This window comes from Brucella pseudogrignonensis, assembly GCF_031454375.1.
Classification (GTDB): domain Bacteria; phylum Pseudomonadota; class Alphaproteobacteria; order Rhizobiales; family Rhizobiaceae; genus Brucella; species Brucella pseudogrignonensis_A.
Map to the genome: position 1 here is coordinate 13,513 of NZ_JAVDQT010000008.1, position 22,351 is coordinate 35,863.

Genomic DNA, 22,351 nt, shown 5'->3' on the forward strand with positions numbered 1-22,351 from the left:
CCCTAATGCGCCAATTGCACGCGCACTGCAAGCTTGACTTTTTGTCAACTTGGACTATTTTAGAATTATTCTAAACTATGGATTTTACAATGCTCAGCCGATTTTTTAAAAATAGCCGTCGTCCTTTTAAGTCCCTATCCGAACAAGAAATTCTCGCCCTCGCCATCTCCTCGGAGGAAGACGATGCGCGCATCTATCTGGCTTATGCTGATGGGTTACGTGAAGAGTTCCCCCAATCTGCGAAAATCTTCGAGCAAATGGCTGCGGAAGAACATGAACATCGCGATGCATTAATAGAGCGATACCGCGCTCGCTTTGGCGACCGGATTCCACTTATTCGCCGCGAGCACGTCAGCGGCTATTACGAGCGCAAACCCGACTGGCTGGTGCGTCCGCTTGGCATTGATAAGGTGCGTGATGCAGCAGCACAAATGGAAGATCAAGCCTACCGCTTTTACATTGAAGCTTCCAAGCACGTGACAGACGCGCAGACCCGCAAGCTTTTGGGTGATCTGGCGCAGCAAGAAAAACAACACGAAGCGACAGCCGAGTCGCTTGAAGGCGAGCTCACTCCTTACGATGTCAAAGACGACGAACGGGCGTCGGAGCGCAAGCAGTTTATCCTGACTTATGTGCAGCCGGGCCTCGCCGGATTGATGGATGGTTCCGTCTCCACCCTTGCGCCAATTTTCGCCGCAGCCTTCGCTACGCAGGATACGTGGCAGACTTTTCTTGTCGGTCTTTCAGCCTCGGTCGGCGCAGGTATTTCGATGGGTTTCACGGAAGCCGTGCATGATGATGGCAAGCTTTCAGGCCGTGGTTCGCCGATCAAGCGCGGCATTTCCTGTGGCGTGATGACGACGCTCGGTGGCCTTGGCCACACCCTGCCCTATCTCATCAAGGATTTCTGGACCGCGACAAGCATCGCTGCAATACTGGTGTTCTTCGAGCTCTGGGCAATCGCTTTCATCCAGAACCGCTATATGGAAACGCCGTTCTTCCGCGCAGCCCTTCAGGTGGTGTTCGGCGGCGCGCTTGTTCTGGCTGTCGGCATATTGATCGGCAGCGCTTAAACCCGCACTTCGTCACGAGGCTGAGAAACAGGCTCTTCGAAGACATCAATCGCAATACGGCCCTGCCGGGAGACAGTGACAAAACTGTTTGCCGGCACCGCCATCCAGTTTGCAACTTCACCATCGAGCGGCTCAGACACTACACATATTCCCGAAGCACTTCCGAGCGTCGCCGTATAAAGCGTCGGTGCAAATGCATCAGTCGCATAGCGGATAGCATAAAGCTGACTGCCATCCGAAAAAGCAGCAGTCAGTCGCAAGAATGGCGGCACGCCTGCAATTATGGCTTCTTCAACAATCGTTGCGACCATGCGCTTCATAGCCAACACCGGGTCGTTTTCGAGACCAAACTCCAGCATCAGCAGAAAGATCAGCTCAGAATCCGTTGCGCCGTGTTTTTGTCGGTAAATATCATCGCTCAGATGGCCTTCAAGCCTGCGCCGCAAACGATCAAAATTTCCAATCTGGCCGTTATGCATAAAACTCCAGCGACCCGAAACAAACGGATGGCAGTTGGAGCGACTGGTCAGCCCGCCTGTCGAAGCACGCACATGCGCAAGAAAAAGGCGCGACCGGATCTGCCGCGCAAGACTATTCAAATTCTGGTCGGACCATGCGGGCAGAATATCCCGATAAAGCCCCGGTTCCGCACGATCACCATACCAGGCGACGCCGAAGCCATCGCCATTGGTACGCGTTTTCGCTTCATGCGCATCGTGGCTTTGCGCCACGAGCGAATGGCATGGAGACGATATTATGTCTTCCAAATAAGTTTCAGGTCCGAGATAGGCGGCCCAACGACACATGTTTGATTCCGAAATTACCGGCTTCGGTTATGCGTCCGCTCATAAAGCTGGCGAACAATCGAGCTCGCAGTCTTTTCGAACAAAAATGGCAAAATTGCATGGATGAGTGCTGCGAAAGCTGCACAAAAAAGCTTGAACGAAAAACGACCAGCAAAGGCCATATGCTGAAAATAGGTTTCGTCAACTGACTCAGGATGTTCAGTAAAGAGACGTGTGATGCGAGTGGTCATTGGAAATACTCCCGTCAATGAGCAATTTGTTCCCGTTTATCCAGCGCAATCGCGCTTTTCTGGAAAATCATTTTAGCAAAAACCGACGAGATGAAATCTCAATTTGTCCTTGATAATTGACATTTAATGAGACAATTATCCCAATATGAAACTCACTTTAGACGAAATTGACCGCAAAATATTGGATGAACTGCAAATCGACGGAACCTTGTCCGTTGATTCTCTCTCCGAGCGCGTGCATCTTTCCCGCAATGCCTGCTGGCGACGGGTCAAGCGCATGGAAGACGCAGGGATCATCAAAGCGCGTGTCGCTCTGATTGATGCCGAGATGGCGGGTTGCGGCCTATCCGTTTTCATTCTGGTTCGCACATCGAGTCACGACCCCGATTGGCTTGGCAAGTTTCGCTCGGCGATGGGCCGTTTTCCAGAGATTGTTGGCGTTTATCGCATGACGGGCGATCTTGACTATGTGCTCAAGGCCCGCGTTTCCGACGTCAAAGCCTATGACCGCCTCTATCAGCGATTGATTGCCAGTGTGCCCTTATCGGATGTATCAGCTTCATTCGTCATGGAGGAGATCAAGGAAACGACAGCCGTGCCATTAGAGCGGGATTGATCTGCCGAAAAATGATATCTCATCGTGTAAAAGCATGACCCTGTGCCGGACAATCATTGCAAAACATCAAATAGACGGTACACCTTTGTAGTAATTTCACGTATGAGCGTCGCCAATTTAACTTCACGTAGGAAAGGCCCCCTCATGACTGCACCAACGCTCGGCATCATTCGCCTTGAACATGCGGAAGGCCTTGAACTCCCCGCTTATGAAACGTCCGGCTCCGCTGGTATGGACCTTCGTGCCGCCGTTGCAGAAGATCGCCAAATCGTACTGCTACCGGGTCGGCGCACGCTGGTGCCAACCGGGCTCATCTTTGAAATCCCGGAAGGCTATGAAGTGCAGATCCGCCCGCGCTCTGGCCTCGCCTTCAAAAACGGCATTACATGCCTCAACACGCCGGGAACCATTGATTCGGATTATCGTGGCGAAGTGAAGGTGCTGCTCGTTAATCTTGGCGATGAAGATTTCCGCATCGAACGCGGTATGCGTATTGCGCAGGCTGTGTTCTCTCCGGTGGTTCAGCCGAAAATCGAAGAGCGCATTGAAATCAGCGAAACCAAACGCGGCGCTGGTGGTTTCGGCTCAACTGGCACTGCCTGATTAAACACATTCAGAAAATATAAAAGCCGGGCAAAGCCCGGCTTTTCTTCTGCACTCACACATTTCAAAAATTACATTTAAACCATAAAACAACCGCTTAAGCGTCCTCACACTAGGACTATTGGGCGCATGACAAATAATTAAGATGAATTCCTGACTGCGCAGGCATAGATATCCGCCTAACACTATTTTTAAAATTGATTTCTCAGGGGTTACCGGGTGCTTAAATCCACTGATACACTTGCCACAGCTCGAAAAAAGACTGCCACACGCAAACGCAATCGTTTGTGGATCGGTTTGGCTGTTGCGGCCATTGCCTTGGGAGCAGGCTGGTATTTCTTCAGTGGCAGAGAAACAGGAAGCCAGAAAAGCACCTATCTGGCTGAGACCGTCGAGCGCGGAAATATCGAAAACTCCATCACGGCTGTTGGAACATTGAGCGCGCTACGCAGCGTTAATGTTGGTGCGCAGGTTTCAGGCCAGCTCAAAAGCGTCAAAGTTGATATCGGTGACACTGTTAAACAGGGTGATCTTCTGGCTGAAATCGATCCCTCGCCTTTCGAAAAAAAGATGGAAATCGCCAGCGCGCAGCTCGATAATCTCAAAGCGCAGCTGTTAAGTAAGCAGGCACAGCTTACACTCAAAAAATCCAATGCTGCCCGCCAGCGCTCCCTGCTGGCCACTAAAAATGCATCGCAATCCACGATTGATCAGGCCGATGCTGATCTCGCCGTGGCCGACGCCGATGTGAAAGCGCTAAGCGCTCAGATCCGTCAGCAGGAAGCCCAGCTCGCCAGCGACAAAGTCGATCTCGGCTACACCACTATCTACAGCCCAATGGCAGGCACCGTTGTCGACCAAACTTCTAAAGAAGGCGAAACACTCAATGCTGTGCAAAGCGCGCCGACGGTTGTAACCGTGGCAGACCTCACGGTGATGACGGTCGAAGCACAGGTTTCGGAAGCCGACATCAGCAAGCTAAAACCCGGCATGCCGGTTTATTTCACGCTGCTTGGTCAGCCGGAAAAGCGCTTTACCGGAACACTTCGCCAGATCAAACCAACTCCTCAGACGGATAACAACGTCGTCCTCTATTATGCGCTGTTCGACGTTCCCAATCCGACTGGCGAACTCATGATTAATATGAGCGCTCAGGTCTATTTCGTTCTCGACAGTGCCGAGAATGTGCTCGTTGTTCCAACCGCTGCACTGAATACGAAGTCTGACAAAGACGGCAAGCCACAAACTACTGTGCAGGTCGTGGATAAAAGTGGCGCCACGACGGAACGTGCTGTTGAAGTTGGCGTGCGCAACCGCGTTCAGGCGGAAATCAAAAGCGGCCTTGAAGAAGGCGATAAGGTTGTTGTCACGTCAGCATCAGGAGCGGCGGGTTCCAGCCAGCGTGGTCGCAGACCCGGCGGTATGTTCTTCTGATGGAGCACGCCATGACCGATACTCCGCTCATAAGATTGCAGGATATTCGCAAGACCTACCACAATGGCGATCTCGCCGTTGAGGTTCTGCACGGCATCACGCTCGATATTCGTGCGGGTGAGTTCGTTGCCATCAAAGGCGCGTCGGGTTCCGGCAAATCGACCCTGATGAATATTCTGGGCTGCCTCGACAGCCCGAGCGGCGGTCAATATCTGCTTGATGGCGAGGATGTCTCGACACTGAATGCCGATGAGCTGGCAGGGTTACGCCGGCGCACATTCGGCTTCGTGTTTCAGAGCTATAATCTCATTGCCACCTCAACTGCACTTGAGAATGTCGAAGTTCCGGCGATCTATGCAGGCATGCCAGCTGCTGAGCGTCACGAACGCGCGGCAGCACTTCTTGAAACGCTTAAACTCGGCGACCGTCTGGACCATCGCCCCAACCAGCTTTCGGGTGGTCAGCAGCAGCGTGTTTCCATAGCGCGCGCATTGATGAATGGTGGCCGGATCATCCTTGCGGACGAACCGACCGGTGCGCTCGATAGCCAGAGCGGCGAAGATGTCATGGCACTTTTGCGCTCGATGCACGAGCAAGGTCACACGATCGTCGTCATCACCCACGCTCGCGAAGTCGCGGAACGTGCCGACCGGCTGATCGAAATTCGCGACGGCCAGATTCTGTCCGATACGACCAAGCATGAAATCCCGGACGTCGAGGCACCCAAAAACCTCCAGCAGGTCACTCAAACCGGTGCAGCGCATATCGCGGATATTTCCGAAGCGGTCAAAATGGCGATGCGTGCGTTACGTGCCAACATCTTCCGCACGGTTTTGACATTGCTCGGGATCATCATCGGCGTGAGTTCTGTTGTGACAATGCTGGCAATCGGTACCGGCGCACAAAACTCGATTCTCGATCGCATCAACGCGATGGGAACCGATTTGGTGCTGATTCGTCCATCCATGCCCGGTTTCCGTGGCTCAGGCTCTGTGGCAACGCTTGTTCCTGAAGATGCCGATGCAATCCTGCAATTGCCTAATGTGAAAACCGCCGTGCCCGAAGTCACTGGCAGCGTTACGCTAAGACGCGGCAATGTCGATTATCAATCGCAAGCCAATGGAACAGTCGCAGCCTTCTCAGAAGCGAAATCGTGGAAGATCGACACTGGCGATTTTATTACACCGCATGACATGGAATCTTATGCGCCAGTTGCGGTGCTTGGTTCCACCGTGGTCAAAACGCTGTTCCCAGACGGCTCCAACCCCATTGGCCAATATATTCTAATCCAGAAAATCCCGTTTCAGGTGATAGGCACTCTTGAATCCAAGGGCGCAGGCTTTGGTGGCTCAGATCAGGACGATGTCGTGGTCGTACCGCTCTCAACCGGCAACCTCCGGCTCTTTGGCCAGAAATATGTCCGCACCATCACTGTTCAGGTGAAGGATGCCGACCTGATAGACACAACACAGGATCAGATTCAAGAATTGCTTGATCACCGCCACAAGCAGCGTGACACGATGATCACCAACATGTCGTCTATTCGAGACGATGCGGCTGCTATGGGATCGACACTCACGCTGTTTCTGGGATCGGTGGCGGCAATCTCGCTTCTGGTCGGTGGCATTGGCGTTATGAATATCATGCTCGTCAGCGTAACCGAGCGCACGCGTGAGATTGGTGTTCGTATGGCAACAGGCGCAAGACGACGCGACATTCTCCTCCAATTCATTACCGAAGCTCTGACCGTATCAGCAATCGGTGGAGCATTCGGCGTGATACTTGGTGTGGGAGCAGCGACACTCATATCCTTTGCAGGTGTAGCGGTGGCCTTCAGCGCCGGTCCTGTGCTGCTTGCCTTTACATGCGCATTCGCGACCGGACTTGTGTTTGGCTTCTTACCCGCCCGCAAAGCTTCCCGTCTGTTGCCAGCAGTAGCGCTCTCATCTGAATAAGTCGCTCATCTCACAAAGAAAAAAGCTGGCCCGTTTTCACAGGCCAGCTTTATTAACATTGCTTTGTAGAACTTACTTAAACTGAATTGGCACCGTGATCGGCATCCGTGGTTTGGCAATTGCTGCTGGCGGTGCTGGCACAGGTGACGAATTGCGCGTAGCCTGAACAGCCAATTGATCAACAAGCGGATTACCCGATGACCGTGCCAGACTAACAGACAGAATGTTGCCCGACGGATCGACGACAAATGAAACCTGTGCTGTACCCTTAACGCCTCTTCCTGCCTGACGCTGCAATGAACGTGTTCGGCGCTGCATATGGGCTTGCAACTTCGACTGCCACTTATTCGAGCTTACACCGGCGGATGCATTGTTCTCACCCCGACGGCTTGCAACTGCTCTGGACCCCGAATCAACGTCCATACGTGGAGCGCTTGCCGTACGGGTTTCTACAGCCTTTTCAGCCTTTTTCGGCTTCGGCTTTTCAACCTTTTTTACCGGCTTTGGCTTTTCAACCTTTGGTTTTTCAACTTTTGGCTTCTCGACCTTTGGCTCAGGCTTTTTAACGGGAGCAGGCACGGCCACTTCCGGCTTTGGAGCCTCAACGATATCTGGGATGACCTCTTCCGGTTCTTCAACTGGTTCAGGCTCCGGCTCTGGCTCCGGTTCCTTAATTTCCTCGATAACAGGTTCCGGTTGCTCTTCTTCAATAGGTTCAACGGCTGCTTCCTGCTGCGGAGCCTCGGAAACAGCCTCTTCCATCGGTGCTTCTGGTTCAGGAGCAAACTCCACCACCATGGCAGCTACCTCAGCACCATCCGGTTGGTCTTCATCCTGGTTCATGCTCACAGCATACGCACCAGCAGCGTGCACGCTTAAAACAATAATCCCCGCACCAAGCCAACGCCCTGCATCATGCCAGAAGGAATGATGATGGCTATCAGTTGATGCCACATTTTTAATAGGCGGATGTTCGGGCGGCAATCTGTTCATTACTGAACCCCCTGCTCAACAGGTAGGGCTGTTGATGAAGGTGTTGGCGCAGCAACCGGCGCTGATCCGGCTGATCCATCGGCAGCAGGTGCAGCACCCACAGTTTCAAGGCCAACCAGCGCTATCTTGAGATATCCAGCTTCCCGCAACAAATTCATCACGCGCATCAGTTCGCCATAACCGACGGTTTTATCGGCGCGAAGAAAGACGCGTGCTTCCTTGTTGTTTTCAGATACACCATCAAGCTTCGGACCAAGAGCTTCACGCACAACGGTATCATTACCAACACTAACGGTAAGGTCGTCTTTAAGTGTGACATAGATCGGCTTGTCGGGACGAGGTGCAGGCGTGGCAGTTGAAGCAGGAAGATCAACATTGATATCAACCGTTGCCAGTGGGGCAGCAACCATGAAGATGATCAACAGAACCAGCATAACGTCAATAAATGGCGTCACATTGATTTCGTGATTAAGCTCCAGATCGTCACCACCGCCTTCGCGAATTTTGCCAGCCATTTTGCTTACTCCGCAGCGTGCAGCTTGCCTTCAGACACACCAGCGGTTCTGAAGTCGAAATCACGGCTCACAAGGCGCTCAACACCAGCGCCAGCATCTGCAAGCAATGAACGATAGCCAGTAATCGAGCGTGCAAAGACGTTATAGATAACAACAGCCGGAATAGCTGCGACAAGACCGATAGCCGTTGCGAGCAGCGCTTCAGCAATACCGGGAGCAACAACTGCAAGGTTGGTCGTCTGCGCCTGACTGATGCCGATAAAGGAGTTCATAATACCCCAAACGGTGCCGAACAGACCAACGAACGGTGCAACAGAACCGATGGTTGCCAGAATGCCGGTGCCTTTTGAAAGGCGGCGTCCAGCTTTTGCTTCGATGCGCGACAGACGCGAGGACACGCGTTCTTTAAGGCCATCGCCACCAGCGCGGGAAAGTGCAGGACCAGACAAACGAACTTCATCTTCTGCGGCACGCACAAGAATTGAAGCCGGACCTTTCACACCGTCAAGCGAACGAACCGCTTCAGCAAGCGTCGCAGAATGGCCAATAACTTTCAGCGCACGCTTGGCGCGGCTTCTTGCGCCAGCGAGTTCAAGTGATTTCGCGATCCAGATCGTCCAGGTTAAAAGTGATGCAACGGCAAGGCCAATCATCACGCTCTTGACCACCCAATCGGCAGCCATGAACATGCCCCAAGGCGAAAGGTCATGCGGCAATACAAAAGCAGGCTTTGCTTCACCGGCAACCACAGGCTCATTAGCTGGTGCAGTGACAGGCGTAGTGGCTGGCGCTACAACTGGCTGCTCGGCAGCTGGCGCTACAGCAGGTTGCTGCGCAGCAGGCGCAACCGGCGCCGCCGCTGGTGCGGGACTGGATACTGCCGGATTATTGGTAGCAGGCTCCTGCGCCTCCTGTGCAAGTGCAGAACCTGCAAATGCCAGTAACCCCATGCCCATCACCGTAGCCATGAAGCCTTTTCGCCAGAAACCAGTCATTGTGATCGCCTTTTGATTTTTCTCTTCCGTGCGCGCACAACAGATCGACCGTGCAAACTGCCACGCCGCTTAAGGGCTTTTCTTAACTCTCATTAACCTGATGTTGCAAGTCATGTTTTGAAATTAAAAGCATTTTCCTGATCATTATGGGCAAATAATGCAACTTATACGCGCTGATATAGTCCTTGCTCGCGACTCACCAATTTGGTGAAAACAGCAAAGCACGCGGCGGCTGCGCTCCTGTCTGTCTTCTTAAACAGCGCGACACAGCCGATCAGCTCTTCATTTCAATATGCGTAGCGGAGAATGGAACGACTAACCCAGCCACATAGTCCATATTTGCTCCCCCATTTGGATCAACCCTAAACGGTTATCCGTTCACACCAATTCTGTAAAACGAATAGGCCCCGAGCCTATTGCATAAAACCTTCAAATCAGGCGTGATAATGTGGATAGCGAACCTGACGTAGCAAAGCCTTACGGAAGGGCCGCTTGGAAATTGGGAGGATATGCTCATGATGTTTAAGGACATCCAGGCGCTCGAAAATGCCGCTCGCACCGCCATGGCAGGCAATGATGATCCACTGCCTATTCGTGCACGTGCATTAAAACCATCGCATTACGGTCTGGCCCTAATAGCAATTGTCGGCGCTGCTTATTTTTTACTCGCTTAAAATTAAACCGCTTCACGACAAATAATCCGACAGACGTTTACCATGACATACAATCAGCAACGGATTGAGTTGCTGAATTGGTGTTCGCCATGCAACCATTAGGCCTAAACAACGTTATCAAAGTCAAGCAACACAGGTTGCGAACCACTGAACGTACAGGAGACCAGATATGGCGCGCGCAGCAAGCAATACGGCAAAGATCGGCAAAGAGATCGAAGAAGCGTTGACAGATTCGACGACCGAAGATCTTCAAGCTCAGGTCGAGCAGCTTAAGGAAGATATTGCTGCCATCGCTGCGACGCTCACAAATCTTGGCTCGCAAACCGTGCGAGATGCAAAGCGTACCGCCAAAGATACATATAGAAGCGCTTATGTTCAGGGTGAAGACGTCGTCGATGATCTCAAGAACAAGGCACAGGACGTCGAAGCACAATTAACTGAGACAATTCGTGCTCGACCAATTGCTTCTTTGGCTACCGCAGTCGGCGTAGGCTATTTGCTCGCCCTTCTTTCGCGCCGCTGATTCCTGCCATGCTAAAACTTTTGGCCCCAGTCGTGGCAACGCTTGCAGGTGATGAGTTAAAACTCCTCACCGGACGCGCAAAACGTGCTGCAATTTTTGCGATAGCAGTAGCCATATTCGGGCTAATAGCGATCGTGTTTCTTTGTGTCGCAGCTTTCCTCGCCCTGAGTGAAAACTATAGCGGCCCTGTTGCAGCACTCATTCTTTCAGGATTAGCGCTGATTGTGGCGTTGCTCATTCTTGCAGTGTTGAAGATCCAAGCAGCCGCTGAAGAAAAAAAACGCAAAGAGCGTATTGCAGCCGATAAATCGGCACTCATGGCAACGGCGGCAATCGCAACCGTTCCTTCTATCTTAAAGCGACCCATTCTTGCCGTAGCGTTGCCTTTGGCTGGCATCGCACTGATTAGCCTGCTTTCTGATAAGAAAAAACGATAAGATATCAGTTTAATAAATCTTATTACGTCGGCTCCTGTGAACTCTCACCGGGGCCGTTTTCTTGATGAGGGTCTAAATTCGTTAGTGACGCCAACCGAATAATGACGCGCGTGCCAGTACCATTTAACGATTTCATATAGATGGGCTTGTCGCCAAACTGCACACAGAGCTGTTCAACAACCAAAGTGCCAAGACCATTCTGCTCTCGCTCCCCATCAACATCACTGCTCTTCCAGCCAATACCGTTATCTTCCACAACCAGCGCCAGTGATCCGGCTTCTTCATCATTTTTCAAGCTGACACAAATCTCTCCCCCCTCGCGACCGACAAAGGCATGTTTGACCGCGTTGGTGATGAGTTCACCCAAAATAATACCGATGGTCGTGACGTCACGGGATTTAAAATCATATGGCGCAAAATCAGTTTTGAAAGTGATCTTACGATCCTCACTAATTCCTTCCTGAATATCTTCGATGACGGTCTCTAAAAACTCATCAATACGGGTCGATTCCATATCCTCACCCAGACGAAGCCTTCGATGAGCGGTAGAAACGGTTTGCACCCGGTCACGAGCCGCAATAAGTGCTGCACGCGCTTCTTCACTGCGGGTTTGTCGCAATTGCAACCCAAGCAAAGACGATACCGTTGCCAATGAATTGCCTATCCGGTGATTGGAATCTTGTAAAAGCACCTCGACGCGATTGCGCTCCTTCTCGGCAATAGCCCGTTCCTTTTCCAGTTCGGCTGTGCGCTCTTGGACACGCTGCTCAAGAAGCTGATTCTCTGTCAGCAACAGCGACTGACCTTCAAAGAGCGCGCGCGCTGCACGTTGAACACTCGACAAAAGCAAGAGAGTTAACATCGCCGCCGAGGCAAGCGCCACAATAGAAGTCACGGTCAGCATAAAACGCATATGATCGATATAGGCGTTACGCTGTTCAAGCTCGGCACCTTCGGTCGCAACAAACTGCGCTACGGTTGTCGCAAGTTGCTCCCGCAAAACCTTGCCCGCGTTTCCACGTAGCTGAGCTGTTGCCTCGCTAATTTGTCCTGCTCGGGCTAGGTTTATCGTTTCACGAATATCCTTCTGACCCCGTTCGACCAACGATTTAATCTCTATAACCCGCTCATGTTGTTGCGGATTATCTTGTGTCATCAGAGCGAGGTTAGACAATGTCTCATCAATATCGATGATCGCCTGTTCATAACGGTCGATATATTCTTTATCGAGCGTTAGCAGAAAGCCACGACGGCTCATTTCAATATTATATGCAATACGCGTGATCGTGTTTACTTGTTCGCGGAGCTCAAAATTTTTAGAAATATCAATAACTTGCTTATTCACTCCATTCGAAAGAAACAGCGTTATTAATGCAGACAACAAGACCAGACTGAGCGACACGATAAAAGCGATCGGACGCATCGAAGATTTATATAAGCGTTTCAACAGCATTGATAACAACGGCAATCCCACAACAAAAACATTACGCCTGAACGCTGTATAAATACTCAAACAAATGGCCATGCCACATAGTAATTATCCCTAGCAAAACAGCATTGGAAGCATCATTGCTTCCAATGCTAATTTGACAAGGAGATATTAATCTAAAGAAATATTCAAGTACCAGACATCAAGCCGCAAAAGACAACGTCAAGCGAAGCTTCGTAGCGTTGCGCGAGATGAATTGGCGTCTGGCCCGTAATCTGCGTCACCTTCTATCTGCAAAATTTCCTGCAAACGGGTGCGCGCACGACTGACACGACTTTTAATCGTACCAACCGCACATCCGCAGATCTCGGCAGCTTCTTCATAAGCAAAGCCCGACGCGCCAATGAGGATAATCGCTTCACGCTGATCATCCGGCAATTGCTCCAGCGCAGCCTTAAAGTCCTGCAAATCAAGTGTACCGTATTGCGATGGATGAACGGCCAGCTGCTCACTGAACACGCCATCAGTATCCTGCACCTCACGGCCACGTTTACGCATCTGCGTATAAAATTCATTACGAAGGATCGTAAAAAGCCAAGCCTTGATATTGGTTCCTAATTCAAAGGAATCCTGCTTGGCCCACGCTTTCATAATCGTATCCTGTACGAGATCATCTGCGCGGTCAGGTTGACCAATCAACGAAACCGCGAACGCACGCAGGCTCGGCAATGACGCCAAAAGCTCACGCTTGAACTGCGCCAAATCTTCAGCCGACGGAACCAGTGCTGTGCTCACGCGTACTCTCCTGTTCGGCCTGATCGAGTTTTTCCAACAGATCGAGAAAACGATCTGGAATGCTCTCGTCCTGTATCGAGCTATAAAGCGCTTTTAGTTTAAGGCCGACCTCGCAATTCGGCCCTAAAATGTCCTTCCGGACGCGCCCGCCAAGCCGTATTCCGGCCCCGTTCGCATGAAGGTTTTTCTTCTCTGTCATCTCTTAATCATTCCAGGCATTCGCCATTTCAACAAAACCAAGCCCTGCTTGTCAGATAGAATGCATCCAAACTCAAAAAGTTCCCAGAATTACGACATGCCGTTGGAACTTTTTCCATTCACTGACGTTTTGGGTAGGATAATGCTGCGCTCTATAAGATTTTCAACGCCTTCTAAAAAGTCGATTGAAAGCTTGAAGAGAAAAATTTGCGGCAATGAGGAGTCCAAAAACCATGACGTTATCGACGCGAATTGCGCCGCACCTTCCCTATCTTCGCCGTTTCTCACGCGCACTGACCGGCTCGCAAGCATCAGGAGATGCTTATGTGGCTGCGACATTGGAAGCCTTGATCGCAGATATAAGTATTTTCCCACCAGCATCAGCTGACCGGATTGCCCTCTACAGGCTTTTCTGCAAACTCTTTAAAACCGCTTCGGTTCAGGTGCCAGAACCATCGACAGAGTTTGCATGGGAGAAACAGGCGGCACGCAATCTGGCGCATATTGCACCAATTCCGAGACAGGCCTTTTTGCTTGTCGCCGTTGAAGGTTTTAGTGATCGCGAAGCCGCTGAAATTCTCGAACTCAGCGAAGTTGAATTCGGAAAAGTCCTGGTATCTGCATCAACGGAAATCTCAAAGCAGGTTGCTACCCGCATCATGATTATCGAAGATGAGCCATTGATTGCTATGGACATCGAGCAAATGGTCGAAAGTCTGGGCCATCAAGTTGTTGGCATCGCACGCACAAAAGATGAAGCACTGGCACTCTATAATTCTGCGAAGCCACGTATGGTCCTCGCGGATATTCAGCTCGCCGATGGTAGCTCTGGCATAGATGCAGTCAATGAGATTTTGCAGGATCAAACTATCCCTGTGATTTTCATTACCGCTTTTCCAGAGCGGCTTCTTACAGGTGAACGCCCGGAACCAACCTTCCTTGTCACAAAGCCATTCAATCCGGACATGGTCAAAGCACTGATCAGTCAGGCACTATTCTTTGAGGAAGCCGCTCAGGTTGCAGCTTAGGAAAAATATATACAAGCTTTAAGCCACCAACCTTCGGGGATTTATGTTCCCGGAGGCTTTTGTCTTTTAAATAATATCTGCTTGAAAAAGCTTGATATTTTCGCTGTCTGGACACGAAACTTGTCTATTCTACGGAACCAAAAGCATAGATCAGCCGTTTCTCTTTCAATAGTAAAAGAGGAGATTAAAAATGCTGTATTATGCTCTCGTTTTTCTGGTGGTCGCTTTGGTTGCAGGCGCACTAGGCTTTGGTGGAATTGCAGGTGCATCGGCTGGCATAGCGCAGATTCTGTTCTTCGTGTTCCTTGCGCTTCTGGTGATCTCGCTGATTGCATCTGTTCTGCGCAAGGCATAGAAAAAACATCACTGACTACCGAACGAGGGAATAATCTCTCGTTCGGTAATCCGCTAAAAAGATTGCGCCGGTTTATATTATCCGCCAGCGACACGATCAATTCGCTTAAAAAGAAACGATTTTATAATAGCTCTTTCAGTACCAAGCGGCCTACTTCAATCCATACCGAACTGCAGTTGAGGCATTCATGACAGCGTCCAACTCATACCTCACTGAAACAGAGCCAGATGCCTCACGTTTGCGTTCTTTGTTGCGCGCGGTGCGAAACAGTAATGTTTGCGTTCTTTATCAGACACCTGATCTTATCTATGCTTGGGGAGAAAATATCCCCGCTTACTGGCAGGAAAAATGGAAAGCCGGAGGTCAGGACTGCGATTTTATTTTTTCCACTTCAATGTCACGACTCGAACATGCGAAACGTACAGCGCTTGAAACAGGAACAGCGCAGAACGTTGAACTCGCTATCAATGATGGCGATAAGCTCCGCTGGATAGAGTTTCACATTGATTGCGATCGCGACTATGATGGTACGATCATCGGACTTGTGACGACTGCCCTTGAAATCAGTGAACTCAAGCGCCGTGAACAGGTGCTTAAAACATTGCTGCGGGAGGTTAGCCACCGCTCAAAAAATCTGCTCGCTATCGTACAGAGCATTGCAACACAAACTGCACGTTTCACAGATTCCGTAGATGATTTTCTGTTGAAATTCCGCGGACGTATCCAGTCGCTTTCTTATTCTCAGGACCTGGTTACCGATTCAAACTGGCATGGCGCGCTATTTCTTGATCTCGTGCATTCGCAAATCGAGAAATATATCGACATGCAGGATGAACGCCTGACGATTGAAGGCGACAATCCCTATCTCTTCCCCGGGGCAGCATTGCATGTCGGGCTGGCTCTGCACGAGCTCATCATAAATGCAACATCATTTGGTGGACTGTCTATTCCATACGGTCGCGTCATCGTCTCTGCAAAAATCCAGAAAAACGATAATGGCGATGATGAGTTGGTCTTCCATTGGAATGAAACCAATCCATCGATGCCAGAAGTGAAGCATGACCCGCGCTTTGGCAGCGCAGTGTTGCAACGAATCGTTCCGTCCGCAGTCGGTGGCCACGCGGAATATCGCGTTGACGGCTCAGGCGCCGTCTATTCTCTGATTGTGCCAGCAGAACAATTTGATTCCTGACCCAATCGCATCGAAAAATGGGCATTCTCCCCTATACCGCAAAAAGCCGTCATGGATTTAAACCATAACGGCTTTTTTAATAATGCGGAACGCCAGCAGCAAAAACGGGGGGTGATTGCGCGGCATTCTCGCTGTCCACTCCATACGGGGAGGTTGGAATGAACTTTGAAGGCCGCTGCGGGGCGGGTTGCGACCTTCATATCACAAAACACCTCTGAACGTATTTGGTTCCGTCAAGGTTTGATTTTTTTACAATAAAGTTCAAGACGGTGATGAACAATCTCGTAACCGAGTTCGCGTGCGATCTCTTCCTGAAGTTTTTCGATCTTGTCAGAGCGAAATTCGACCACATCACCTGAGTCCATATCAATGATATGGTCATGATGTGCGCCACTTGCTTGCTCAAAGCGCGACGGTCCACCGGCAAATGCATGGCGATGAATGGCACCCAGCTCTTCAAGCAGCTTCATCGTGCGATAGACTGTCGACAGCGAAATACTGCTGTCAATTAACACCGCACGCCTGAAGATTTCCAATGCATCTGGATGATCTTCGGTCTCGGTCAGAATGTTCAGGATGATACGACGAGGCCGCGTAATACGCACGCCAGCATTTCGCAGTTCCTGCTCATAATCGGGTTTCTTGTGCGATTCACTCATACACCGATTATGCACTTACGACGATCCAGTTGCAAATTTTTGCAACTGGATCGCTCCGCATCGCCCACAGCTTTTGTTAAAGCTATACAATCAAGGCCCGCGCCTACTCAGCACCCACCCGGAAATAAGTACCGGCAGCTGAACCAAAGCCGCCAGATGTCGATTCATCGCAAAAAGGAGTGGGGATTTTGAGTGCGGCTCCGTCGAGCTTCAGGATCAACGGCCCGCTCTCGCTCTCAAACTCCGCTTCACCAGCACTCTTCTGGTTCAACACACCTTCAAAGCTGCATATCCAGCTTCCATTAGCCTGATCCGAAACATCAACCTGAACCGAAAGTTTATCAGGTGATTTTTTCTCGACTTTGATACTACCCCAGGCATTCTGCCAGTTTCCTTCAAGGGAGGAACTCTCCGCAACTGAAACCCAGTTTAACAGTTCTGCGCGCGCTTCAGTCCGGTAACTCAGACCTTCCAGTCGCATTGCAGCATTGGATAAATGACTTTCGAAAGCCTCTGAACGTTGCTTCAAAAAACCAGCCTGATCATTGCGAAGTGCTTCTTTCAAATCGGGTGAAGCCCTCTCGACAAGCGCGCTATAGGCTATCGACATCGCCCGATCCGCCTCCGCAATATCTTTGTTCGAGCAAATTGCCTTCTCGGTATCGGTAGAGGCTTTTGCGCAATCAAAACCAGCCTGGGCGAAGGCTGCAACGGGAGACAAAGCGCAGACACCCAAAGCCAGACTGAAAATGACAGAGTAGTTCATAAAATAATCCCCTCGCACTGTTTGGCCACATGCAATCAAGCAATGAACAAGCAGCTGAAACTTGGCGAGGCTGACGTAAATACGACGCCGCCGCCGTTAATTAACCCATGCAGGTAAAAGCCTATGGAGCTGGTTCAAAAGCAAACGGATCGGCATCGACGAATTGATCCGACGTTTCTCCGACAAACACACGGCTCATATCAACACCAAGATCGAGCTTTCGTACTTTGGCACCCTCTGAAAAATCGAGCTTCTTCAGATCAACCCAAAAGACGTTTGGCGATGTTGCCGATTCTGCGTGAAATGTCAGACTCTTCTGATCTGCAACAACACGCCAGCGGGTTGTCGAAAGATTGGGCGCATCAGGCAGGCTGACACCATAAGGCACCGAAGCATTGCGGATAACACTGAAAACCGCAGAAGCGGCAATCCTTGGATCTTCAGTTTGCGTTACGGCATTGACATAGAACCCTGCGCGCACAAACCGATCCTCTGAGCGCCCGCTTCCGGGAAGGAAGTTCAACAAGTTGAGAGCGCTCCAATATTTCTGATTGGCAAGCTGGAAATCAAATGGCGGATCATTTGTAACCACCTGATATGAACGATCATGATGGATTTTAAGCTTTCCATCGATCCACTCCAGCACAGCGCTGTCACCGGAAGCATCCGAGAGCGTCAGATGCAACGGCGCGAGACTGCCGGGACGACCAGGCACTTCCCCGCTCACCACGTCAAACGGCTGGTTACGTGTATATTCTACGGCCTCGGCAACGGTCGCGAACTGATCCAGATAGAATTGCGCCCATATTGCCAGAGACATGCGCGGTGTCGCATCATCATCTTTTGGGAATTGCGTTGCGTTCAACCACAGCAGGCTTGCATTGAGGCCAGCCTCATTCATGCCATCGACTGTAGAAATATCATAGCCTGACACTGCGAGGCTTCCATACTTCGACGTCCATTCTTTTGAGCGTGAGCCGGCTTCGCCACTGCGCTTCATACCACGCGGAAATACCCAGAAATTGCTGACCATCGGATCCCTGAAATCCATATTCCGGCCAGTAAGCACACGCCCCTGCTCTCCATGATAAACAATTCGGGTACAGGCCTGAACTTCAGCTGTCATTAACGCAGTTGCTGCGGCAAGTGCTGCAAGTACACGTGTGAAGCGGGACATCATGGACACCTATTCGTCACCTAATGGGACATTTTTATCGATGGAATTGAGATAGCAACACAATATGAAAACTCTGTTTTCACGAACACTCTATTTGTGCGCCCAATCAGGATCAATGCCATTTGTGCCCATGATCCCATAATAACCACCTGTGTTGATAAACCACACAGTAAAGGCCGCACATAACACCAAGAAGATACTTATCGCGATCACAATACGTTTCTTGCGCGCCGTGCGCCTCAACATGAGATAAACGCCAGCACTGAAAAGAGCGGATCCGATATAAGCTGCGATCATTCCACCCTCCCCCGACTTACTCACAAACACCTAAACCGTTTTGATGACACCCGAAAGGCTCAGAATCCAGAAGGAAGCACAACCAAAAATTTGGTCATCATAAGTTGGAATTGTGTTAAGCGGCCGAAAATATAGGGTTTAATAAGAAATTCATAATTTAAAGGAAACTAAAATGCGTAAAATTATTATATCGGCAGCCATATTGGTATCATTCTCTAATTCTTATGTTCAATACGCAGAAGCCGAAGATTCGACAGCAATAAACACGAACCACGACATGGCCTGCATGCAACAGGGTGGAAACGTACTTGATTGCTCTAATCGATGCGCAACGCTAGGTATATATTTTTTAACATGCGTTTAAAAAATGCCATGACGCAACAACCCATATTACTATTTATCGCATCTGCACTCATCATCTTAAGCAACGTCAACTTAACAGCGGCCAAAGCTTACTTTCCACCTGATGATGGCTGCCAATATTATTATTGGGATGGGCAGCGTGTGAAATGTTGCCCTGACTCAACAGGCCGATGGGTTTGCAATTAAAGGACATAACGCATGAAACCGATACCCCTCAGTTGTAACGCATAACCACCAACCATTGAAATCATTGGTACGCCCAAGGGGAATCGAACCCCTGTTTGCGCCGTGAGAGGCGCCGTCCTAACCGCTAGACGATGGGCGCAAGCAGTGCCTGCTAATATAAGACGCGTAGCACGCAATGAAAAGGGCGGCAAATCTGCCGCCCGCATCCCAAACTATTCGACGTTACCGAGCTTGATACGCCCAAGGATCCGCGATTCACGGTAATCATAAATGATGAGTTCCGTGCCGCCATCTGGCAGAAGCGTTTCAAGCGAAAGCTGATCGCCAGACAGGCTCTGCGATAAAAGACGCGTGCCCGGTGTCAGATCAATCTGCGATTCGATCAGCTTCGGCGGTTCCGGCTTAATGGGCGTTGCAACCTGTCCCGGAATGTCTGAACGTGCAACTTCTGTCTCGGAAGTATCCGGTGCGCGATTGATCTTGTAGACAACGGCGACAAGCACAGCCATAAGACCAATCAACATAACACCGATGGAAACTGCAAGCAGCCGCACCATCTTACGACGGACTTTCTCCATCGCTGGATCAAGCGGGGGTTCCGGTTGTTGTTGGTCCGGGTAATAGCCCTGCTGATAGTCCTGATATCCAGAATCCTGATGGTTCTGATATTTCGGATAGTGTGGATCCTGCATTAAATGACTCCGGTTCATGCACCCGCGTGGGCGCGTGATAACGAAGGGAAGAGACAATTGAAAGAACTAATTGCCGACCTAGACGCTGCGGGCAAAAGATTAGACCAGTGGCTGGCCGCAGCATTGGGGCCGGAACTCTCCCGCAGTCGCGTCCAGTCCCTGATTGCTGATGGTCATGTGACCATCGATGATGTTCCTGCCAGTGGCGCAAAGCAAAAGCTGCGCGAAGGCATGAAGATTACCGTCGTGCTGCCAGAGCCTGAACCTGCCGACCCGCAAGGCGAGAACATCCCACTGGATATTCTCTATGAAGACGATGATCTCATCGTCATCAACAAACCCGCGGGCCTGGTTGTCCATCCGGGCAACGGCAACTGGACGGGAACGCTGGTGAATGCTCTTATCTATCATTGTGGCGATAGCTTGTCGGGAATTGGCGGCGTGCGTCGTCCGGGCATTGTTCATCGTCTGGATAAAGACACGAGCGGCGTCATGGTTGTGGCCAAGAACGACCATTCCCATCGCCATCTCAGCGACCAGTTTGCCGATCATGGGCGCACCGGCGATCTCGAACGCGCCTACAAGGCACTTGTTTGGGGCATGACCGAACGTCCGCAAGGTTATATCGACGCCTATCTTGGACGCTCGCATCGCGACCGTACGAAGCAAGCCGTTGTCAAAGAAGACCGCGAAGACGCACGTCACGCCATCACGCATTATTCGACAATCGAGAAATTCGCACCGCAAGAAGATGCCACATCACTTGCTTCCCTGGTGGAATGTCGCCTTGAAACAGGTCGCACGCATCAGATTCGCGTTCACATGGCCCATATCGGTCATCCGCTTGTCGGCGACATGGATTATGGCGGCGCTTACAAAACCAAGGCCAACAAGCTGCCAGAACCATTGAAAAACGCCGTGAACGGCTTCCAGCGTCAAGCGCTGCACGCTTGGCTTTTGGCATTCACGCATCCAACGACCGATGAAATCATGCGCTTTGAGGCCGATCTGCCTGAAGATATGGAGACGCTTCTGGAAAATTTCCGTAAGCACTCTACATAAAGCTGTAAGTTCTCACAGTTTCAGAACACCCGATTAAGTCTGTAAAGATTATGCTTTGACGGCGAAAACGGAATCTCAAAACAAGGCTTCAACCAAAATGGTTGTGGCCTCTCAAGAATGACAAGTGTTCACATTCTAGTGACACATTGTTTCATGAGGTTAGAGATCGTGTTTTCGCCAAAATCATGCCTATATATGTAAGTTCGCGAGGGAAGTGCAGGAGGCAGCCAGCGCGACAGGTTTGCCAGACGGGAACCTGAAACTATAAAGGAGGGTGCTCAATGGCCCGTACTAGTCTTCCAAGCATTACATCCGGTGACGGTGGCCTAACCCGTTATATGGAAGAAATCCGCCGTTTTCCAATGCTTCAGCCGCAAGAAGAATACATGCTGGCGAAGCGTTATCATGAACATAGCGATCCGAAAGCCGCACATAAGCTGGTGACCAGCCATCTTCGTCTCGTGGCAAAGATCGCCATGGGCTATCGCGGTTACGGCTTGCCAATCGGTGAAGTTATTTCCGAAGGCAATGTCGGTCTGATGCAGGCGGTCAAGCGCTTCGAACCAGAGCGCGGCTTCCGCCTTGCCACATATGCAATGTGGTGGATCAAGGCCTCGATCCAGGAGTATATCCTGCGTTCGTGGAGCCTTGTGAAGATGGGTACGACTGCCAATCAAAAGCGCCTATTCTTCAATCTGCGTAAGATGAAGAGCAAAATTCAGGCGCTTGATGATGGCGATCTCAACCCTGATCAGGTCAAGCAGATTGCGACCAAGCTGAAGGTCAGCGAAGACGAAGTGGTTTCCATGAACCGCCGTCTGTCCGGCGATGCTTCGCTGAATGCGCCACTGCGTGCAGCCGAAGGTGAATCAGGCGAATGGCAGGACTGGCTTGTCGACGATAGCAGCAGTCAGGAACAGGTTCTGATTGAACAGGATGAGCTAGAAAGCCGCCGCTCGCTGCTTGAACAGGCGATGGATTCGCTCAATGAACGCGAACGCCGTATCTTTGAAGCACGCCGCCTCTCGGAAGACCCGATGACACTGGAAGATCTTTCCGGTGAGTTTGGTATCAGCCGCGAACGTGTACGCCAGATTGAAGTCCGTGCCTTTGAAAAGGTACAGGCTGCAGTCAAAGCAGCAGCTTTCAAACAGCATAAGGCATTGACCCATGTCGAGGAAGCCAACGCATAATCCTGCTCGTTTAGATTCCATTCTACTGCCGCAATTGGGAAACCATTTGCGGCAGTTTCGTTATGTGTCATCCAACTGATAAAAAACCGTCAAATATCTGTAATG

The 22,351-nt window shown here is 50.7% G+C and carries 26 protein-coding genes and 1 tRNA gene; 13 read left to right on the forward strand and 14 right to left on the reverse strand.

From position 1 onward, the window contains the following. Positions 1 to 89: 89 nt before the first annotated feature. Positions 90 to 1,073, forward strand: a complete 984-nt coding sequence (mbfA, locus tag J2782_RS18240; protein WP_310015194.1) for an iron exporter MbfA — start codon at positions 90 to 92, stop codon at positions 1,071 to 1,073. On the opposite strand, the gene J2782_RS18245 is transcribed toward mbfA, so the two are convergent. Beyond that, positions 1,070 to 1,879, reverse strand: a complete 810-nt coding sequence (locus J2782_RS18245) for a class II glutamine amidotransferase (RefSeq protein ID WP_310015195.1) — start codon at positions 1,877 to 1,879, stop codon at positions 1,070 to 1,072. The two genes, mbfA and J2782_RS18245, sit on opposite strands and share 4 nt — an antisense overlap. A gap of 14 nt (positions 1,880 to 1,893) precedes the next feature. Further along, the gene (locus J2782_RS18250; RefSeq protein ID WP_250041040.1) at positions 1,894 to 2,109 is read right to left on the reverse strand and encodes a DUF6356 family protein; all 216 of its coding nucleotides are present in this window, start codon (positions 2,107 to 2,109) and stop codon (positions 1,894 to 1,896) included. A 145-nt stretch (positions 2,110 to 2,254) separates the two neighbouring features. Here J2782_RS18250 and J2782_RS18255 point away from each other — a divergent pair, with 145 nt between their 5' ends. From J2782_RS18255 to J2782_RS18270, 4 genes are all read left to right on the forward strand, one after another. Further along, positions 2,255 to 2,725 carry an Lrp/AsnC family transcriptional regulator gene (locus J2782_RS18255; protein ID WP_310015197.1) on the forward strand — a complete coding sequence of 157 codons (471 nt, stop codon included), beginning with the start codon at positions 2,255 to 2,257 and terminating at the stop codon, positions 2,723 to 2,725. 144 nt (positions 2,726 to 2,869) lie between these two features. Further along, positions 2,870 to 3,328 (forward strand): dUTP diphosphatase, encoded by a 459-nt coding sequence (gene dut, locus J2782_RS18260; protein ID WP_310015199.1) that lies wholly within the window; start codon positions 2,870 to 2,872, stop codon positions 3,326 to 3,328. Positions 3,329 to 3,547: 219 nt separating this feature from the next. After that, positions 3,548 to 4,762: an efflux RND transporter periplasmic adaptor subunit gene (locus tag J2782_RS18265; protein ID WP_310015201.1), complete on the forward strand. Its 1,215-nt coding sequence runs from the start codon at positions 3,548 to 3,550 to the stop codon at positions 4,760 to 4,762. 11 nt (positions 4,763 to 4,773) lie between these two features. Further along, positions 4,774 to 6,717: a MacB family efflux pump subunit gene (locus J2782_RS18270; protein ID WP_310015203.1), complete on the forward strand. Its 1,944-nt coding sequence runs from the start codon at positions 4,774 to 4,776 to the stop codon at positions 6,715 to 6,717. Between the two features lie 72 nt (positions 6,718 to 6,789). Here J2782_RS18270 and J2782_RS18275 read toward each other — a convergent pair whose 3' ends face one another. The 3 genes from J2782_RS18275 to exbB are packed head-to-tail and all read right to left on the reverse strand — an operon-like array spanning position 6,790 to position 9,220. Further along, on the reverse strand, positions 6,790 to 7,710 hold the full coding sequence (locus tag J2782_RS18275) for an energy transducer TonB family protein (protein WP_310015204.1): 921 nt from the start codon (positions 7,708 to 7,710) through the stop codon (positions 6,790 to 6,792). Continuing rightward, positions 7,710 to 8,225, reverse strand: a complete 516-nt coding sequence (exbD, locus tag J2782_RS18280; protein WP_310015206.1) for a TonB system transport protein ExbD — start codon at positions 8,223 to 8,225, stop codon at positions 7,710 to 7,712. The genes J2782_RS18275 and exbD overlap by 1 nt, the downstream gene beginning before the upstream one ends. A 5-nt stretch (positions 8,226 to 8,230) precedes the next feature. Next, on the reverse strand, positions 8,231 to 9,220 hold the full coding sequence (gene exbB / locus J2782_RS18285; RefSeq protein WP_310015208.1) for a tonB-system energizer ExbB: 990 nt from the start codon (positions 9,218 to 9,220) through the stop codon (positions 8,231 to 8,233). A gap of 515 nt (positions 9,221 to 9,735) precedes the next feature. Here exbB and J2782_RS18290 point away from each other — a divergent pair. The 3 genes from J2782_RS18290 to J2782_RS18300 all read left to right on the forward strand — a co-directional run bounded on the left by J2782_RS18290 (position 9,736) and on the right by J2782_RS18300 (position 10,854). After that, the gene (locus tag J2782_RS18290) at positions 9,736 to 9,894 is read left to right on the forward strand and encodes a hypothetical protein (RefSeq protein ID WP_310015210.1); all 159 of its coding nucleotides are present in this window, start codon (positions 9,736 to 9,738) and stop codon (positions 9,892 to 9,894) included. Between the two features lie 169 nt (positions 9,895 to 10,063). Next, the gene (locus tag J2782_RS18295; protein WP_310015213.1) at positions 10,064 to 10,417 is read left to right on the forward strand and encodes a DNA gyrase subunit B; all 354 of its coding nucleotides are present in this window, start codon (positions 10,064 to 10,066) and stop codon (positions 10,415 to 10,417) included. An 8-nt stretch (positions 10,418 to 10,425) separates the two neighbouring features. Continuing rightward, entirely contained in the window at positions 10,426 to 10,854 is a 429-nt protein-coding gene (locus tag J2782_RS18300) for a hypothetical protein (RefSeq protein ID WP_310015215.1), read from the forward strand. A 22-nt stretch (positions 10,855 to 10,876) separates the two neighbouring features. On the opposite strand, the gene J2782_RS18305 is transcribed toward J2782_RS18300, so the two are convergent. The 3 genes from J2782_RS18305 to J2782_RS18315 form a co-directional block, all read right to left on the reverse strand. Then, positions 10,877 to 12,307, reverse strand: coding sequence for a sensor histidine kinase (locus J2782_RS18305; RefSeq protein ID WP_404989677.1), 1,431 nt, complete (start codon positions 12,305 to 12,307; stop codon positions 10,877 to 10,879). A gap of 198 nt (positions 12,308 to 12,505) precedes the next feature. Continuing rightward, a complete protein-coding gene (locus tag J2782_RS18310) occupies positions 12,506 to 13,078 on the reverse strand; it encodes an RNA polymerase sigma factor (protein ID WP_310015218.1) in 573 nt (190 codons plus the stop codon). Continuing rightward, positions 13,050 to 13,277, reverse strand: a complete 228-nt coding sequence (locus J2782_RS18315; protein WP_310015220.1) for a NepR family anti-sigma factor — start codon at positions 13,275 to 13,277, stop codon at positions 13,050 to 13,052. Before J2782_RS18315 ends, J2782_RS18310 begins: the two co-directional genes overlap by 29 nt. A 232-nt stretch (positions 13,278 to 13,509) precedes the next feature. On the opposite strand from J2782_RS18315, the gene J2782_RS18320 reads away from it, so the two are divergent. The 3 genes from J2782_RS18320 to J2782_RS18330 all read left to right on the forward strand — a co-directional run bounded on the left by J2782_RS18320 (position 13,510) and on the right by J2782_RS18330 (position 15,851). Then, positions 13,510 to 14,304: a response regulator gene (locus J2782_RS18320; protein ID WP_310015221.1), complete on the forward strand. Its 795-nt coding sequence runs from the start codon at positions 13,510 to 13,512 to the stop codon at positions 14,302 to 14,304. Positions 14,305 to 14,494: 190 nt separating this feature from the next. Continuing rightward, positions 14,495 to 14,659, forward strand: a complete 165-nt coding sequence (locus J2782_RS18325; protein WP_310015223.1) for a DUF1328 domain-containing protein — start codon at positions 14,495 to 14,497, stop codon at positions 14,657 to 14,659. Between the two features lie 187 nt (positions 14,660 to 14,846). Beyond that, positions 14,847 to 15,851 (forward strand): sensor histidine kinase, encoded by a 1,005-nt coding sequence (locus J2782_RS18330; protein WP_310015226.1) that lies wholly within the window; start codon positions 14,847 to 14,849, stop codon positions 15,849 to 15,851. 233 nt (positions 15,852 to 16,084) lie between these two features. On the opposite strand, the gene J2782_RS18335 is transcribed toward J2782_RS18330, so the two are convergent. From J2782_RS18335 to J2782_RS18360, 6 genes are all read right to left on the reverse strand, one after another. Then, on the reverse strand, positions 16,085 to 16,510 hold the full coding sequence (locus tag J2782_RS18335; protein ID WP_310015228.1) for a Fur family transcriptional regulator: 426 nt from the start codon (positions 16,508 to 16,510) through the stop codon (positions 16,085 to 16,087). A 103-nt stretch (positions 16,511 to 16,613) separates the two neighbouring features. Beyond that, entirely contained in the window at positions 16,614 to 17,276 is a 663-nt protein-coding gene (locus J2782_RS18340; protein WP_310015229.1) for a lysozyme inhibitor LprI family protein, read from the reverse strand. Positions 17,277 to 17,397: 121 nt separating this feature from the next. Next, entirely contained in the window at positions 17,398 to 18,456 is a 1,059-nt protein-coding gene (locus tag J2782_RS18345) for a linear amide C-N hydrolase (RefSeq protein ID WP_310015476.1), read from the reverse strand. An 87-nt stretch (positions 18,457 to 18,543) separates the two neighbouring features. Further along, complete coding sequence (locus tag J2782_RS18350) at positions 18,544 to 18,750, reverse strand: hypothetical protein (protein ID WP_310015230.1); 207 nt, start codon at positions 18,748 to 18,750, stop codon at positions 18,544 to 18,546. Positions 18,751 to 19,364: 614 nt separating this feature from the next. Then, positions 19,365 to 19,438: transfer RNA gene (locus tag J2782_RS18355), tRNA-OTHER, on the reverse strand. A gap of 73 nt (positions 19,439 to 19,511) precedes the next feature. Continuing rightward, positions 19,512 to 19,991: a hypothetical protein gene (locus J2782_RS18360; protein ID WP_250041076.1), complete on the reverse strand. Its 480-nt coding sequence runs from the start codon at positions 19,989 to 19,991 to the stop codon at positions 19,512 to 19,514. A gap of 3 nt (positions 19,992 to 19,994) precedes the next feature. Between J2782_RS18360 and J2782_RS18365 the strand changes: the two genes are divergently transcribed. Beyond that, positions 19,995 to 21,053 (forward strand): RluA family pseudouridine synthase, encoded by a 1,059-nt coding sequence (locus tag J2782_RS18365; RefSeq protein ID WP_250041077.1) that lies wholly within the window; start codon positions 19,995 to 19,997, stop codon positions 21,051 to 21,053. A gap of 281 nt (positions 21,054 to 21,334) precedes the next feature. Further along, positions 21,335 to 22,246, forward strand: a complete 912-nt coding sequence (gene rpoH / locus J2782_RS18370; RefSeq protein ID WP_310015233.1) for an RNA polymerase sigma factor RpoH — start codon at positions 21,335 to 21,337, stop codon at positions 22,244 to 22,246. Positions 22,247 to 22,351 lie beyond the last annotated feature (105 nt).